Raw genomic sequence first — 13,457 nt, forward strand, 5'->3', positions numbered from 1 at the left:
GCGCTGGCCGGATTGGCAGGTAGGGCCACGGGCGGCGGCGGGCTCGCGGCAGCGTTATCGTTCGCGTCGCCCTGCAACGTATCGAGGCGATGCGGCGCATCGTGCAGCAACAGTTCGATCTGCGTGCCGCTAGGCTCGGTCTGCACGATGCGCACCGGAAAATAGCCCAAGGTCGGAGCCAACCACACGTCGATCTTGCGACGGTCGCCAGCATGGCGTGGCAGGCGCGTGAAATGCAAAGCGTTGATGAAGCCGTTGCCGGTGTTGAGCATCTCGGTGCCTATCGTCTCGACCGGCCATTCTTCGCCGCTGTCGTTATCGACCACAAAAAACACTCGTGTCACGCCGGGCGTGTAGCGCGCCGGATTGCCGCGCACCAGGCTCGCTAATTGAAACACCATGCTGAAGCGGTCTTGCGTGCCGGGGCGTAACGCGACGCGATTGGGCGTGCGGGTGAAACTCACGTCGTTGCTGCCACGCTCAAACGTTGTTTCGTCGCGAGGGCGTGAGCCGCGTTGTTCCGTATATCGCTCGGGGGCTAATCCGTACGCATCGACATGCCCGTGGCTCATGTAGGTAAACCGGCCGACGAAGGGCACGGGTACGGAAATCACGACATCGTAATTCTTTCCGTCGGTGAGCCAACTGATGGTACCCGGCATATTGCGCTGGCCGTTGAAGAACGTGTCATAGCGCAGGTCGGCTGCGGGCGGGAGCGAGAATTGCTCGCCGTTGGTTGCGGTAGCGGAAGCGGGTGCGGCATTGGCGGCACCCGCGGTGGCGGATGATGCGCTTGATGCGGATGACGCATTTGATGCGGACGAGGCGCCGGAAGCACTCGCAGCACTTGCCGCGTCGGACGCGCTAGCCGCGGACGACTGCGTTGCACTGGCCGCTGCGGCACTAGACGCGGCCGCGAGCGCAGCCCGCGCGCGCGCATCGGTTTCAACCGCTTCCAGACTCGGCCCCTCTTGCGGCGCGGTTACCGCCTTGGGCCGCGGTGCCGGCGGGTGTGCCGCCGGCTTGGGCGGCGCGCGCCGAATCGGTTGAGCCGTAAGCAGCGCCACTTCGACCGGCGGCGGTGCGCTTTCCGGCTCCGGCTGTCGAGCGATCTGCTGTGCGAGCCAATAGCGCGCCGCCAGATGAACGCCCAGCACCAGCAAAAAGAGGACGATCCAAGCCAGAGTGCGTCGCCAGCGCGGGCGGTGCCCCACTTCAGCGAGAGATGGGCCTGGCGGCGAAATACGGTGTGCGGGTGCGCTCACGCGTCGCGGTCCTGCGGGCTGTAGCCCAGTTCATAGGAGAGTCGGGTGGCGCACTCGCGAAGAGCGCGATCCACCTCGCCGCCCCAGGCAATGTCGAAGAGACCCTCGTGACCCAACGCGATCAGGCACAACGCCAGATCGCCGACGGAATCGAACACCGGCATCGCGAACGCGTGGATGGTGGGCAGCAGCATGCCTTCGACGCGCGCGGCCTGATGTGCGCGCACCTCGTTCAAGCTCGCTTCGAGCGCTTCCGCGGTCTGTGGCAAATCGCTGCGGTGCTGTTTGCGTGCATCTCGCAACGCTTCGTCCAACATCGCGCCCGTCTTGCTGCGCGGCAGATAGGCGCTGAAAATCAGTCCGGTGGCCGAGCTCAGTAAGGGCATGACATCGCCTAGCTTGAGCGATGCCTTGGCCGGATGACTCGATTCCATCCAGTGCACCACCGTCGGCCCTTGATTGCCCCATACCGCAATGCCGACCGTCTGATCGATCTGGTCGCGCAACTGCGTCAATGCAATGCGCGCGAGTTTCACGCCATCCACGCGGGCCAGCCGCGCGAGTCCCATTTGCAGCGCAAATCCGCCAAGCTCGTAGCGTCCTGTCACGGGATCCTGCGCCACGACGCCCAGGCGCAGGAAACTCACCAGGTAACGGTGCGCTTTTGCGGCGTTCATGCCCGCGGCCAGCGCCAGGTCGCGCAGCATCATGGCGCGTCGTTCGGCGGTCAGCACTTCGAGCAGCCGAAAGCCCACTTCGATCGATTGAATCCCTGAGCGCAGTTTCTCTTCGGCGCCCAGGTTTTCCGACAGATCGGCATCGCCTTCGGAGGCGGTGGGCGGCGAGGGGTCGTTTAATCGATCGCCCGAGGGAGCACCTGCGCCACGCGTGGGTATCGTCGAAGAAGTCATGGATGATTCAGGTAAAACCACATGGCAAGTGTAAGTCGGAGCAAAAACAGCGTGTATAAAGGCAGACTGTAATCGATGCGTTGGGTTCGCTGAAATCGGGCCGCCAAAGCGGGCATCCGGTCTTTGAACCTATGTTCACCACTTAGCCATTTTAACTGCCATGAAACTAGCTACGTTAAAAGATGGATCGCGCGACGGTCAATTGATCGTCGTTTCGCGCGATTTGCGCACCGCGGTCATCGCCGACGGCGTCGCCCCTACCCTGCAAAAGGTGCTCGACGACTGGGCTTTCTATGCTCCGCAACTCGAGTCGCTCTATGACGCGCTCAATCAGGGCCGGGCCCGTTACCCGTTCAATTTTGCCCCGGGCGATTGCATGGCGCCGTTGCCGCGCGCGTTCCAGTGGGCCGACGGTTCGGCCTACGTGAACCACGTCGAACTGGTACGGCGTGCCCGCGGCGCGGAAATGCCGCCCGAATTCTGGACCGATCCGCTGATGTACCAGGGCGGTAGCGACGATTTTGCCGGCGCGCACGACGACATCGTTTGCCCATCCGAGGCGTTCGGCATCGATTTCGAGGCAGAAGTGGCCGTGATTACCACCGATGTGCCGCTCGGAGCGAGAGCCGCCGACGCGCTGCACGGCGTGCGTCTGCTGATGCTGGTCAACGACGTGTCGCTGCGCAACCTGATTCCGGCGGAATTGGCCAAAGGCTTCGGTTTTTTCCAAAGCAAGCCGGCCACCGCGTTTTCGCCGGTAGCCGTGACGCCCGACGAGCTAGGCGCCGATTGGCACGACGGACGCGTGCATCGGCCGATGACGGTGCATTGGAACGGCAAGAAAGTGGGGCAACCCGATTGCGGCACCGACATGGTGTTCCACTTCGGCCAACTGATCGCGCACATTGCGCGCACCCGTAACGTGCGGGCCGGTTCCATCGTGGGCTCGGGCACCATCTCCAACGTCGATCGTAGCCGCGGTTACTGCTGCATCGCTGAAAAGCGGATGCTGGAGACCATCGAACACGGCGCACCGCAAACCGAATTCATGCGTTACGGCGACCGGGTGCGCATTGAGATGTTCGATGGCGCGGGTAAATCGATCTTCGGCGCGATCGAACAGGCAGTCTCGCCCACGACGGACGAATAGTCGAATAACCGGCGGGTAGCAGACGAGTCGCGTAGGGGGGCGCAGGGGCGCGCACGGAAATGCGTCCGAGTAGCGGGCGGGCAACTGACGCACCCTGAGGTTCGCATGCTGGTTTAGCCGGATGCGGCAGGGGTACGGCTGTCGTTACACTACGGTGTTGTTTGTCTTAGTGCGTCGCCCGGCCGGCGCGGCCGCACGGCAAACCAAAAAACAAAACAATAATGGACAAGGAGAACCACCCCATGCGTAGATTTTTTACCCGCAGCCTGATCGCGGCTGTCGCCACCGCCGCGGTTGCGGCTAGCGGCGCCGCCAGCGCCCAGGTCAAGATCGGCCTGGTATTGTCGCTGACGGGGCCGGCCGCTTCACTGGGTATCCCGGCGCGCGACACCGTAGCGCTGTTACCGCACGAAATTGGCGGCAAGCAGGTGCAATACATCGTACTGGACGACGCGTCCGATACGACGCAGGCCGTGCAGGACACCAAGAAACTGATCTCCGAACAGAACGTGGACGCCATCATCGGCTCCTCGATCACCCCCAATTCACTGGCGATGATAGACGTGGTTGCGCAAGGGCAGACGCCGATGATCTCGCTGGCGTCGTCGGCACGCATTATCGAACCGGTCGATGCCAAGCGGGCCTGGGTGTTCAAGACACCGCAGACCGACGCGATGATGGCCTCTGCGATTGCCGAACACGCCAGCAATCACAATGTCAAAACGCTGGCCTACATCGGACAGGCCGATGCATTGGGTGAAGCGTTCTATGTCGAAGTCGCCAAATTTGCGCAGCTCCATCATATCCAGGTGGTGGCCAGCGAGCGTTTTAACCGCAACGACACCAGCGTCACCGGACAGGTCCTGAAGATACTCGCCGCGCACCCCGATGCAGTGGTGGTCGGCGCGGCTGGCACACCGGCGGCATTGCCGCCGACCACGCTGATCGAGCGCGGCTACAAAGGCCTGATTTATCATAACCACGGCGTAGGCAACCGAGACTTCCTGAGGGTGTGCGGCAAGGCCTGTAACGGCACCTTCTTGCCGACCAGCCCGGTGCTCGTGGCGGCTCAATTGCCTAACGATCATCCGGCCAAACGCGAAGCGCTGACCTACATCAAGCTGTACGAAGCGCAGCACGGCCCGGGCAGCGTCTCGGCATTCGGTTCGTACACGTGGGACGCGGGCATGCTGCTGCAAAACGCGATTCCGCAGGCTTTGAAAACAGCCCAGCCTGGCACGCCGCAATTCCGGCAGGCTTTGCGCTCAGCGCTCGAGCAGACGCATGGCCTCAAAGACACTAACGGCGTAGTCCAAATGAGTCCGACCGACCATCTGGGACTCGACCAGCAAGCTCGCGTGATGGTGGAAATTCGCGATGGGCAATGGGTGTATCAACCCTGAACCTGGGCTCTCGGCCCTTGGTGCGGGGCCCTGCTTTTGGCCCTTGCTCCTGGTCCTTGGACCTTGGTCCTAGCCGATGCGGCCCGCTTTAATCGAAGGCACGAGAAATGGATACGCTAGCTCACTACGCGCGTTACGAGTCGCTGACGCTGCGCCGCCACCCCGGCGGCGTACTCGAGATCATCATGAACGGCGCGGGTGCGAACCGCAGCGGCTTGGCCACCGCTGACCATCGCATGCACCGCGAGCTGGCCGAAATATGGCGCGACGTCGACACCGATCCCGAGACGCGCGTGGCGTTGATTCGCGGCGAAGGTAAAGGTTTTTCCGGCGGCGGCGATCTCGATCTGGTGCAGGACATGGCGGACCATTTCGAGGTGCGCGCGCGGGTCTGGCGCGAGGCCCGCGATCTGGTCTACAACGTGATCAACTGCAGCAAGCCCATCGTCTCGGCGATGCACGGACCGGCTGTGGGCGCGGGCCTCGTGGCGGGCTTGCTCGCGGATGTGTCGATTGCGGCCAAGACCGCGCGCATCATCGACGGCCATACGCGGCTCGGCGTGGCGGCCGGCGACCATGCCGCGATAGTCTGGCCGCTCTTGTGCGGGATGGCCAAGGCCAAGTATTACCTGTTGCTGTGCGAGCCGATCAGTGGCGAGGAAGCGGAGCGCATCGGCCTGGTGTCGCTGGCGGTCGACGACGATCAATTGATCGAGCGCGCGTTCGATGTCGCGAATCGGCTTGCGCGCGGTTCGCAATCGGCGATCCGCTGGACCAAATACGCGTTGAACAATTGGTTGCGACTTGCGGGTCCTACGTTTGATGCATCGTTGGCGCTGGAATTCATGGGATTCGACGGACCTGACGTGCGCGAGGGCATTCAATCGTTGCGCGAGCGACGGGCTCCGGATTTTTCGGGCGATGCACCGTTCTAAGGAGATGGCGAGCGTATGATCGCTAGTCATCCGGTTGCTTGATTGTTGGTCGCATTCCGCTGCTTGATGATTGCCCGCATCCCGCTGCTTAACGATTGCCCGCATCCCACTGCTTAACGAATTGCTCGCATCCCACTGCTTGAAGATTCCCAGGAGACAACCATGAGCGACGCACCCGAGTCACAGTTTCCGTTCGGTTCTTTTTCGACCACAGGCGGCTTCGATATGCTGGAAAAGATGTGGCGAATGATGCAGGTGCCTGGCTTGGGCGGTACCCCGGGCGGCCCGTCGTCGATGATGTCGAGCATGATGGCACCGATGACCAACATCGAGGATCTCGACAAGCGCATCACCGACATGCGGGCCGTGGAACAGTGGCTCAAGCTCAACCTGAGCATGCTGCAGTCGGCGATACAAGCGCTGGAAGTGCAGCGCGCGACGCTCGCCACGCTCAAGGCATTTGGCGCGTTCGCAAAAACCTCGATGGAACAGGCCGCAGCGGCGACGCCCACGGTGAATAATCCATTTGGGCCGACAGCGGTTGACCCGCATTCGGCTGCGTCGGCAAAAACGGCTGCGTCGGCCGAGCCAGCGGCATCGACAGAATCGACGAAGACCGCATCCGACGACAATGCCGCGACAGGTGCTGCGGCAGCCGCCGCGGGGCAGATCGATCCCACCGTGTGGTGGAATCTGCTGCAAACGCAATTCAACCAGATCGCGGGGATGGCATTGGCGGCACAGCAAGGAGCGAACCCCGCTCACGCGACCGGCGCCGCGACGGGGCCCCAGGCTTCGACGTCCAAGGACACGGCAGGCAAAGCCCCGGCAAAAAAATCAACCGAAGCCGCGGCCAAGAAGCCCGGCATCAAGAAAACCCATGCATCGACCACGGCTCCCGACGTGCCTGGCGACAAACCGTCCGATTCCTAACATAGTCGAGATTGGCGTTATCGACGGGTGCAACGACGGGCGTGGTGACGAGGGTGGCGACATCCGCGCAGCTACGCAGCGCCGTAAACCCGTTCGAATAGCCATTCAGTAGCGGGGTTGCGCATGCGCGTGGCGATCGTGTTGATGGGGGGCGGTGCGCGGGCCGCGTATCAGGTCGGCGTGCTCAAGGGGATTGTCGAAATCGAACAGGCGCTGCATCCCGGCCGGCGCGTTTCGCCTTTTTCCATCGTGTGCGGCACCTCGGCAGGTGCCATCAATGCCACCTCGCTGGCGATGCACGCCGATGATTTTGCGCACGGTGTCGTTCACCTCGAAGCCGTGTGGCACGATTTCCATGTCGAGCAAGTGTACCGTTCCGATTGGCTAGGCGTGATGGCCAGCGGAGTGCGTTGGCTCTCGGCGCTGACGTTCGGCTGGGCCGTGCGCCGCTCGCCGCGCGCGCTGCTCGACAACAGTCCGCTTGCCTCGCTGCTGCGTCACCGCCTCGATTTCGGCAGGCTGGAACGGATGCTGGAGCTACGTCATCTGCATGCGCTGGCGGTGACGGCGCTCAGTTATTCGTCCGGGCGACACGTGACTTTCTACCAGAGCGCCGAGCCGATCGAGGCGTGGCGGCGCGCACAGCGCTCGGCACGACTGGTCGAGTTATCGCCCGAGCATCTGCTGGCCTCCAGTGCCATTCCGCTCGCGTTTCCGGCGGTGCCGCTGGAAATCGACGGGCGCATCGAATATTTTGGCGATGGCGCGATCCGGCAGATTGCGCCGTTAAGCCCGGCGATACACTTCGGCGCCTCGAAGATTCTGGTAGTCGGGGCGGCTGCGGCCCAGCCCGAAGTGCCGATTGACCATGAACGCATTCAGGATTATCCGTCGCTTGCTCAAATTGGACAGCAGGTGCTGGCCAGCGTTTTCCTCGATTCGCTGGGCGGCGATATCGAGCGCATCGAACACATCAACCAGATTGTGCGGCAGTTGCCGCACGGCGTACCAGCCGAGAGCGGTTGGCGTGAGATGGATGTACTGGCGATTGCGCCGAGCGAACGCATCGAATTGATCGCCGCGCGCCATTTGCATAAACTGCCCGTGACGATACGCGGCCTGTTCGGCGCGGTGGGCGCGGACCGTGCACGAGGTGCGGCGTTTGCGAGTTACTTGCTGTTCGAGGCCGCGTACACGCGCGAGCTGATCGAACTCGGCTATCGCGATGCGCAAGCCAACGCGCATAAGTTGAGCGCATTCCTAAGTGATGCCTGAACGCTCTCAGAGCGAAGAGCGACGACGGCCAGCCAACGGATAGGCGACGAGTGAGCGCCATCAGGGCGCCGCACCCGCCAGCAGGGACGTCCGAAGTTTCGGCGCCGGCGTTTTCGCAGCCAGCCATATCGAGAAAAACGCGTAGGCAAAATCATTCCCGGCAATCGTACCAAGCAGCTTTGCGTTCAGATAAAACGAAGTGCCTTTGCCCGGGACGAACAAGCCGATCAGGTGATCGCCTTCGTTCACATCCGGAAAAATGCTCGCCATTTGCTTTTCCCACGCGTCCGATTGCTGCTTGGTCGCGATGCCCATCTGATCCATCTCTTGCTGGCCCTTGGCCGCAATTTTCACGCCGCTCAAGGCGTGGGCGTAATCCAGATCCAGGGCGAACGGTTCGGTCGTCATGTGATCGGGCGAGAACCCCGCCTGACTGACGTAAAAGCGAGCGTCGTACACGTGAAAGCCAAGCCAAGTCAGCGGCCCTGTGCCGGCCAAGCGTGCATCGGGAATCACTTGCTTGACAGTGTCGAGCGCGTCGAATGCGAGCGCAGAGGTGCTGAACCATCCGAGCAGGGCAAGCGTGGCGCCTACTCCGGCAAACAGGCGCCATGCGCGGTTTGCCAGCGGTAAGCCACGAGCGGGGAGAGGCGAACGAATCATCGATGTTCCCTATACGGTACGAAGGCAAGCTGTTCGACCACACGCGGTCCGGCGCGTTCCACTCCGGCGCAAAACGCCGCCGGCGAAGGCGGCATGCCGGTCTGGCGCGTCTACATCTGAGCGATCGGGGCATGGCCCTACTATCTATGGATGTTTTTGCGCAACGGCCGGAAGTCACTGGGGGAACTGGAAGCCACGCGATTTGTTCTAAATCAAAACGCCGACTGGCGCGCCGGGCTACATTGGGCCGGTCAGGGTCGTGGATAGCTGCGGGGTGCTAACTGACCAAGACCGAGGGACCGGCGCAAACCCCCGATTGACGGACGTCAGGGGGAGGGCTACGGTGTATGCAGACCCTGAAAAGGCGATGTCGCGTGCGCGCCGACTGCAATAGAACCGCCATCTGCGCATGTTATGATTGAAAGGTTTGCCCGGGGGTAAATCGCCCGCTAGCCAGGTTGGTCCGAATTGCCGGTCCCGCCTGGGTCGAACCGGGTCGCAGCAGGCTAGGCCGAATTGCCTCACGGCATCCGGTTCCACCCCGCCGACGTATAAGTAATCACGGGCGCGAATACTTGAATTGCACCGAATTGCATTCATCATGCGCTTAACCACGCACCATTGCAGCGTTAGCTGACGTCTATCGTCGTCGTCGCTCGTGAATGATGTTATGCAGAACAGGGGTCATGAAAATGAACACCATGCTTTATCCAGAACTATATAAATCGTTGGAATCGGTGCGCTGGGATATGGAAAAAGATATCCCTTGGGACAAGTTCGAGGCATCGCTGTTGTCGGACGAGCAGGCCAAGACGATCAAAATGAACGCGATTACCGAATGGTCCGCGTTGCCTGCGACCGAAATGTTTCTTCGCGATAACCATCACGACAGCGACTTTTCTGCGTTTATGAGCGTCTGGTTTTTTGAAGAGCAGAAGCATTCGCTGGTGCTGATGGAATATCTGCGGCGCTTTCGCCCCGAGCTGGTGCCCACCGAAGCCGAACTGCAGGCGGTGCGCTTTCCGTTCGACCCAGCCCCGCCGCTCGAAACACTGACATTGCACTTTTGCGGCGAAATCCGCCTCAATCACTGGTATCGCCGTGCAGCGGAATGGCATACGGAACCGGTGATCAAGCACATTTACGAAACCATTTCGCGCGACGAAGCGCGTCATGGCGGCGCGTACTTGCGCTATATGAAGAAAGCGCTGACCCAATTCGGCGACAGTGCCCGCGCAGCTTTTGCAAAGATCGGCGTACTGATGGCTTCGGCGCGCCGCACCGAAAAGCCGCTGCACCCGACCAATCTGCACGTGAATCGCGACCTGTTCCCGCTCGATACGATCCAGTCGCGCTTGCCCGATCCGGAATGGCTCGAACATTGGCTAGACGTGCAAATCTGCTTCGACGATACCTGGGAGAAGAAGGTCGTCGAGCGCATTCTTCACAATATGTCCTTGCTGTTCGAGCGCACGTTCAATACCGCTCAGGAGCTCAACCGCTACCGCAAAGAAGTGGTTGCGCGCTTGCAAGCACAGGGCGAAATCCAGCCCGAACAGGCTTAAAAGCAGGCTTGAAAACTGCGGCCCCCACGGGTCGCTCGGTGGCGGTGCGCGGCTCTCGCGAACTGCCACTGCTCCCGCGAACTACCCATCGATTTTTTCATTAGCCCCTTCCGATGCCCGCCGCTTTCGAACGCAAAATTCTGACTCGCGAGGCGCTGTTGGCGTTGCGCCCTGGCCTGGCCGCGCCGGTGGTGTTTACCAATGGCGTCTTCGATATCCTGCACCGCGGCCACGTTACTTATCTGGCGGATGCGCGCGCGCAAGGCAGTTGTCTGATCGTCGCGGTGAACAGCGATGCCTCGGTGCGCACTTTAGGTAAAGGCGACGACCGCCCTATCAATAACGAAGCCGATCGCATGGCTTTGCTGGCCGCGCTGGAAAGCGTCGACTGGGTGGTGTGCTTCGGCGAATCGACGCCGGTGGATTTGATTGCGGCGCTGCGCCCGGATGTGCTGGTCAAAGGGGGCGATTATCAAATGGATACGCTGCCCGAGTCGGCGCTGGTACGCAGTTGGGGTGGTGTCGCGCTGGCGATTCCGTTCGAGCATGAGCGCTCGACCACCGCCTTGTTGCGCCGCGTTCGAGCGGCCGACTGATAGGCTGGTGACGGTGCGTCGTTAGCAGCGCTGTCCAGCATACTCAAGCACACATTTCGCGGAACAGAGCTCAACTTTTGGGCGCGCCCGGCGTTTTCTGGGCCGGTCCCGTGGCCTTCGTAGCTGGAGCCGAGGGCGCTTGAGTCGCCGGGGGCGCATAAGCCGCCGGAGTTCCCTGAGCCGCAGAGGCGACTCCCAAACTCGAAGCGCCCAGCGCGGCAGAAGCGCCCGCGGTCGCCACCGGGAGCCCGATCGAAGAACTGCCCCCCTGTGCAGGCGACGCGGTCGGAGCACTGGCTCCCGAAGCCGCACCCGTTGCGCCATCGGGCTGCTGTCCAGCGGCCGCCCCCGAGAGATCGGTTTGCATGACTTTGACGTCCGGCACGGGAGGACCCACAACCGGATGATCATCGCCTTCTCCGGGTGCCAGGGGGCGTACTTGCATCGCGGTAGGATTCAATTGGCTCGTCAGCGGTGCAGGGTTGCGCAAGCCGGCCGTGAGCGGCGCTCCCCACAGCCCGGAATTGGCCGAGTACATGGTCACATTGATCGCGAGCAATAGCACGATCGCGATGCGCGTCGTCAAAGGCCTGTTCAAATGAGGTGCTCCGGATGGGCGCGCTCGATCGACGCGCTTCGGTCGCCGACTGCCTGCGGCGCGCCAGGATTCGTATCTGCGGCGATCCTCGCCAGTCCCTCGAGCACCAGATGGTCGTGGCGCGTGTAGGGCACGTTCAGCAATGGAGAAATAGCGTCGGCGTCGCCGCCGCTGAGCACGAGCCGGACGTCGGCATGTAAGTGCTCCGCCCAGTCGCGCCACGCCCGCTCGATCAGTGCTGCTTGAGCCAGCAAACAACCGCGGCCGATGGACGTCAGGGTTTCGCGCGCGAACTGCGGCGCGCGAGGAGGCTCTTCGACGGACTCGCGATTAGCACTTGATGAGTTTGGTGCGACAGCCTCGATCGGCGCATTGGTGGACGCATGAGCCGCGAGCCCAGGCGATTCACCGCGGACGTCAGCCGCAATTTCATGATGGTCGGCAATCAGCGGCAGTTGTGCCGTGTGTTGCCCCAGCGCCTGCATCATTAGTCGTAGGCCTGGTGCGATCAGGCCACCATCGAAAGTGCCGTCGGCATGCAGCGATTCGAACGTGGTGGCCGTGCCGCACGTGGCAATCAATAGATGCTCACCGGGATAGGCCGCATGCGCGGCGATCAGGCTGGCCCAGCGGTCGCTGCCCAACTGGGCCGGTGTGTCGTACCGATTGAGCACGCCGCACTGCTCGCGGCATGCGCTTATCAGATGACGCGGCAATCCCGGCCAGCGCGCGTCCAGCCAGTCGCCGATGCGCTGTGCACCGACTGCGCCAGCAACATTGGAGATCCAGGCGCCGATGGGGCGCGCATTGTCGGGCCAACCGTCGAGCGCCGCGGCTTGCGCAGCCGCACCGGGCGATGCATCCGCCGACGTCGCCAGCGGCACTACGCCACGCGCCTGCAGCACGCCCGATGCGTTCGACAACGCCCATTTGATACGGCTATTGCCGGCATCGATAAGCAGAAGGTCGGACGCAGAAGTGGGCATGAGGGGCATGGATAAGCGGTCTCACGGTCCGTCAGTGGAATTTGCGTGCGCGCCGTGGCGCAAACGCAATGACACATCGCCAGCGACGCAAGTATGCCTGCCCTGCGGGGTAGCAATCAACAATTGGCCCAGTGTGTCGACCGACTCGGCGGTGCCATGCGCAATCGTCACGCCGTTCTCGATCAATGCTACCTGGCGCCCAGCATACGCGTGATCGGCCAACCACAGCTCGCGAAATGGCGCAAAACCGGCTTGGTCGAAGCGGCCCAAGGTATGAGCCAACGCATTGAGCAACTGCGCCAGTGTTTCCGTGATGTCGGGTTGCGGCCACGTTTGTTCGAGCGTGGCCGCAGCGGTAGGCGGGGCGCTTGGGTCGGTGTTCATGTTCGTACTCGGGTGCTTATTTGAGTAGGCACTCGTCGCCGCGCTCGTTGCGCGACCCTCCGACGCGTCGCCGGCGGCGGCCGAAAGCGCAGCCAATCCCGCGGTAAGCGCGTTGACGTCGCGCAGGTTCAAGCCGATGCCGATAACCACCGCGCTCATTTCGGCGGTACTCCACGCCGTTTCTATCAGCACGCCACCGAGTTTTGCGCCGTCGAGCAAGATGTCGTTGGGCCACTTCAGCGCAAGCCGGTGTGCGGCATCGAGCGGCAACGCTCGCAAGCCCGCCGTGACGGCGGTGCCCACAGCCAGACTCAAGCCGGCCAAGCCGTCGAGCGCGCGTTGCAGCGGATACGCCAGCGAAAACAGCAGCGCGTGGCCCGGGGCCGCCAGCCAAGGGCGCCCGCGGCGCCCGCGCCCGGCGTTTTGCAGATAGGCGACACGAACCACTGGAGCGGGCAGGGCACGGCTTTCACGCAAGCGATCGGTCAAGTCTGCATTGGTCGAACCGGTCTGTTCGACGATCTCGATGGACCAGCCGCGCGCGCCATCGCCCAGCAGGCTTTCCAGCCGGGCCCGATCTATCCGGGCGGGGTCGGCCGTGCCGGCTGTCCTTGCAGTCGATCCGCCGGCTGCAGCGGTAACCGCCGCGGCGGCGCGTGCGGTGGTGAGCGGGTTGGCGCCGGTGATATCGGGTCGGTTCGAAGTATCCATCTGCGTATTGTAACGAGTGCATGACAAAGCGGGCGGCGCGCGTGAATTCGAGGGCTGAGAGGGGATCCACGGGGAACCCGCG

General features: G+C 62.5%; 12 protein-coding genes and 1 pseudogene. 7 read left to right on the forward strand and 6 right to left on the reverse strand.

All coding sequences use genetic code 11. From position 1 onward, the window contains the following. Both GSQ77_RS28555 and GSQ77_RS28560 read right to left on the reverse strand, forming a co-directional pair. The coding region (locus GSQ77_RS28555; protein WP_158907436.1) for a DUF3108 domain-containing protein at positions 1-1,265 on the reverse strand (1,265 nt) is incomplete at its 3' end. Then, positions 1,262-2,176, reverse strand: a complete 915-nt coding sequence (locus GSQ77_RS28560) for an IclR family transcriptional regulator (protein ID WP_158907437.1) — start codon at positions 2,174-2,176, stop codon at positions 1,262-1,264. The genes GSQ77_RS28555 and GSQ77_RS28560, both read right to left, overlap by 4 nt. A 160-nt stretch (positions 2,177-2,336) precedes the next feature. Between GSQ77_RS28560 and GSQ77_RS28565 the strand changes: the two genes are divergently transcribed. The 5 genes and pseudogenes from GSQ77_RS28565 to GSQ77_RS28585 all read left to right on the forward strand — a co-directional run. Then, positions 2,337-3,326 (forward strand): fumarylacetoacetate hydrolase family protein, encoded by a 990-nt coding sequence (locus GSQ77_RS28565; protein ID WP_158907438.1) that lies wholly within the window; start codon positions 2,337-2,339, stop codon positions 3,324-3,326. Between the two features lie 242 nt (positions 3,327-3,568). Further along, positions 3,569-4,729, forward strand: a complete 1,161-nt coding sequence (locus GSQ77_RS28570) for an ABC transporter substrate-binding protein (RefSeq protein WP_158907440.1) — start codon at positions 3,569-3,571, stop codon at positions 4,727-4,729. 107 nt (positions 4,730-4,836) lie between these two features. Further along, positions 4,837-5,664, forward strand: coding sequence for an enoyl-CoA hydratase/isomerase family protein (locus GSQ77_RS28575; protein ID WP_158907442.1), 828 nt, complete (start codon positions 4,837-4,839; stop codon positions 5,662-5,664). A 162-nt stretch (positions 5,665-5,826) separates the two neighbouring features. Beyond that, complete coding sequence (locus tag GSQ77_RS28580; protein ID WP_158907444.1) at positions 5,827-6,597, forward strand: PhaM family polyhydroxyalkanoate granule multifunctional regulatory protein; 771 nt, start codon at positions 5,827-5,829, stop codon at positions 6,595-6,597. A 123-nt stretch (positions 6,598-6,720) separates the two neighbouring features. Further along, a pseudogene (locus GSQ77_RS28585) lies at positions 6,721-7,869 on the forward strand (patatin-like phospholipase family protein); the annotation flags it as partial. Between the two features lie 63 nt (positions 7,870-7,932). Here GSQ77_RS28585 and GSQ77_RS28590 read toward each other — a convergent pair. Then, positions 7,933-8,535, reverse strand: a complete 603-nt coding sequence (locus GSQ77_RS28590; protein ID WP_158907448.1) for a chalcone isomerase family protein — start codon at positions 8,533-8,535, stop codon at positions 7,933-7,935. Between the two features lie 692 nt (positions 8,536-9,227). Between GSQ77_RS28590 and GSQ77_RS28595 the strand changes: the two genes are divergently transcribed. Next, positions 9,228-10,100 carry a ferritin-like domain-containing protein gene (locus GSQ77_RS28595; RefSeq protein ID WP_158907577.1) on the forward strand — a complete coding sequence of 291 codons (873 nt, stop codon included), beginning with the start codon at positions 9,228-9,230 and terminating at the stop codon, positions 10,098-10,100. A gap of 113 nt (positions 10,101-10,213) precedes the next feature. Beyond that, entirely contained in the window at positions 10,214-10,696 is a 483-nt protein-coding gene (rfaE2, locus tag GSQ77_RS28600; protein WP_158907450.1) for a D-glycero-beta-D-manno-heptose 1-phosphate adenylyltransferase, read from the forward strand. A gap of 70 nt (positions 10,697-10,766) precedes the next feature. Here rfaE2 and GSQ77_RS28605 read toward each other — a convergent pair whose 3' ends face one another. Genes GSQ77_RS28605 through GSQ77_RS28615 form a run of 3 tightly spaced genes read right to left on the reverse strand, consistent with a single transcriptional unit; the run spans position 10,767 to position 13,375 of the window. After that, positions 10,767-11,294 (reverse strand): hypothetical protein, encoded by a 528-nt coding sequence (locus GSQ77_RS28605; RefSeq protein WP_158907451.1) that lies wholly within the window; start codon positions 11,292-11,294, stop codon positions 10,767-10,769. Next, entirely contained in the window at positions 11,291-12,280 is a 990-nt protein-coding gene (locus GSQ77_RS28610) for a type III pantothenate kinase (RefSeq protein WP_158907453.1), read from the reverse strand. Before GSQ77_RS28610 ends, GSQ77_RS28605 begins: the two co-directional genes overlap by 4 nt. A gap of 21 nt (positions 12,281-12,301) precedes the next feature. Further along, positions 12,302-13,375 (reverse strand): biotin--[acetyl-CoA-carboxylase] ligase, encoded by a 1,074-nt coding sequence (locus GSQ77_RS28615; RefSeq protein WP_158907455.1) that lies wholly within the window; start codon positions 13,373-13,375, stop codon positions 12,302-12,304. Positions 13,376-13,457 lie beyond the last annotated feature (82 nt).

The sequence above is a fragment of the Burkholderia sp. L27(2015) genome (assembly GCF_009765705.1).
Taxonomy (GTDB): domain Bacteria; phylum Pseudomonadota; class Gammaproteobacteria; order Burkholderiales; family Burkholderiaceae; genus LMUX01.

Coding starts and splice junctions, on each gene's coding strand:
- GSQ77_RS28560 (WP_158907437.1), bottom strand. CDS start 2,176: ATGACTTCTTCGACGATACCCACGCGTGGCGCAGGTGCTCCCTCGGGC.
- GSQ77_RS28565 (WP_158907438.1), top strand. CDS start 2,337: ATGAAACTAGCTACGTTAAAAGATGGATCGCGCGACGGTCAATTGATC.
- GSQ77_RS28570 (WP_158907440.1), top strand. CDS start 3,569: ATGCGTAGATTTTTTACCCGCAGCCTGATCGCGGCTGTCGCCACCGCC.
- GSQ77_RS28575 (WP_158907442.1), top strand. CDS start 4,837: ATGGATACGCTAGCTCACTACGCGCGTTACGAGTCGCTGACGCTGCGC.
- GSQ77_RS28580 (WP_158907444.1), top strand. CDS start 5,827: ATGAGCGACGCACCCGAGTCACAGTTTCCGTTCGGTTCTTTTTCGACC.
- GSQ77_RS28590 (WP_158907448.1), bottom strand. CDS start 8,535: ATGATTCGTTCGCCTCTCCCCGCTCGTGGCTTACCGCTGGCAAACCGC.
- GSQ77_RS28595 (WP_158907577.1), top strand. CDS start 9,228: ATGAACACCATGCTTTATCCAGAACTATATAAATCGTTGGAATCGGTG.
- rfaE2 (WP_158907450.1), top strand. CDS start 10,214: ATGCCCGCCGCTTTCGAACGCAAAATTCTGACTCGCGAGGCGCTGTTG.
- GSQ77_RS28610 (WP_158907453.1), bottom strand. CDS start 12,280: ATGCCCACTTCTGCGTCCGACCTTCTGCTTATCGATGCCGGCAATAGC.
- GSQ77_RS28615 (WP_158907455.1), bottom strand. CDS start 13,375: ATGGATACTTCGAACCGACCCGATATCACCGGCGCCAACCCGCTCACC.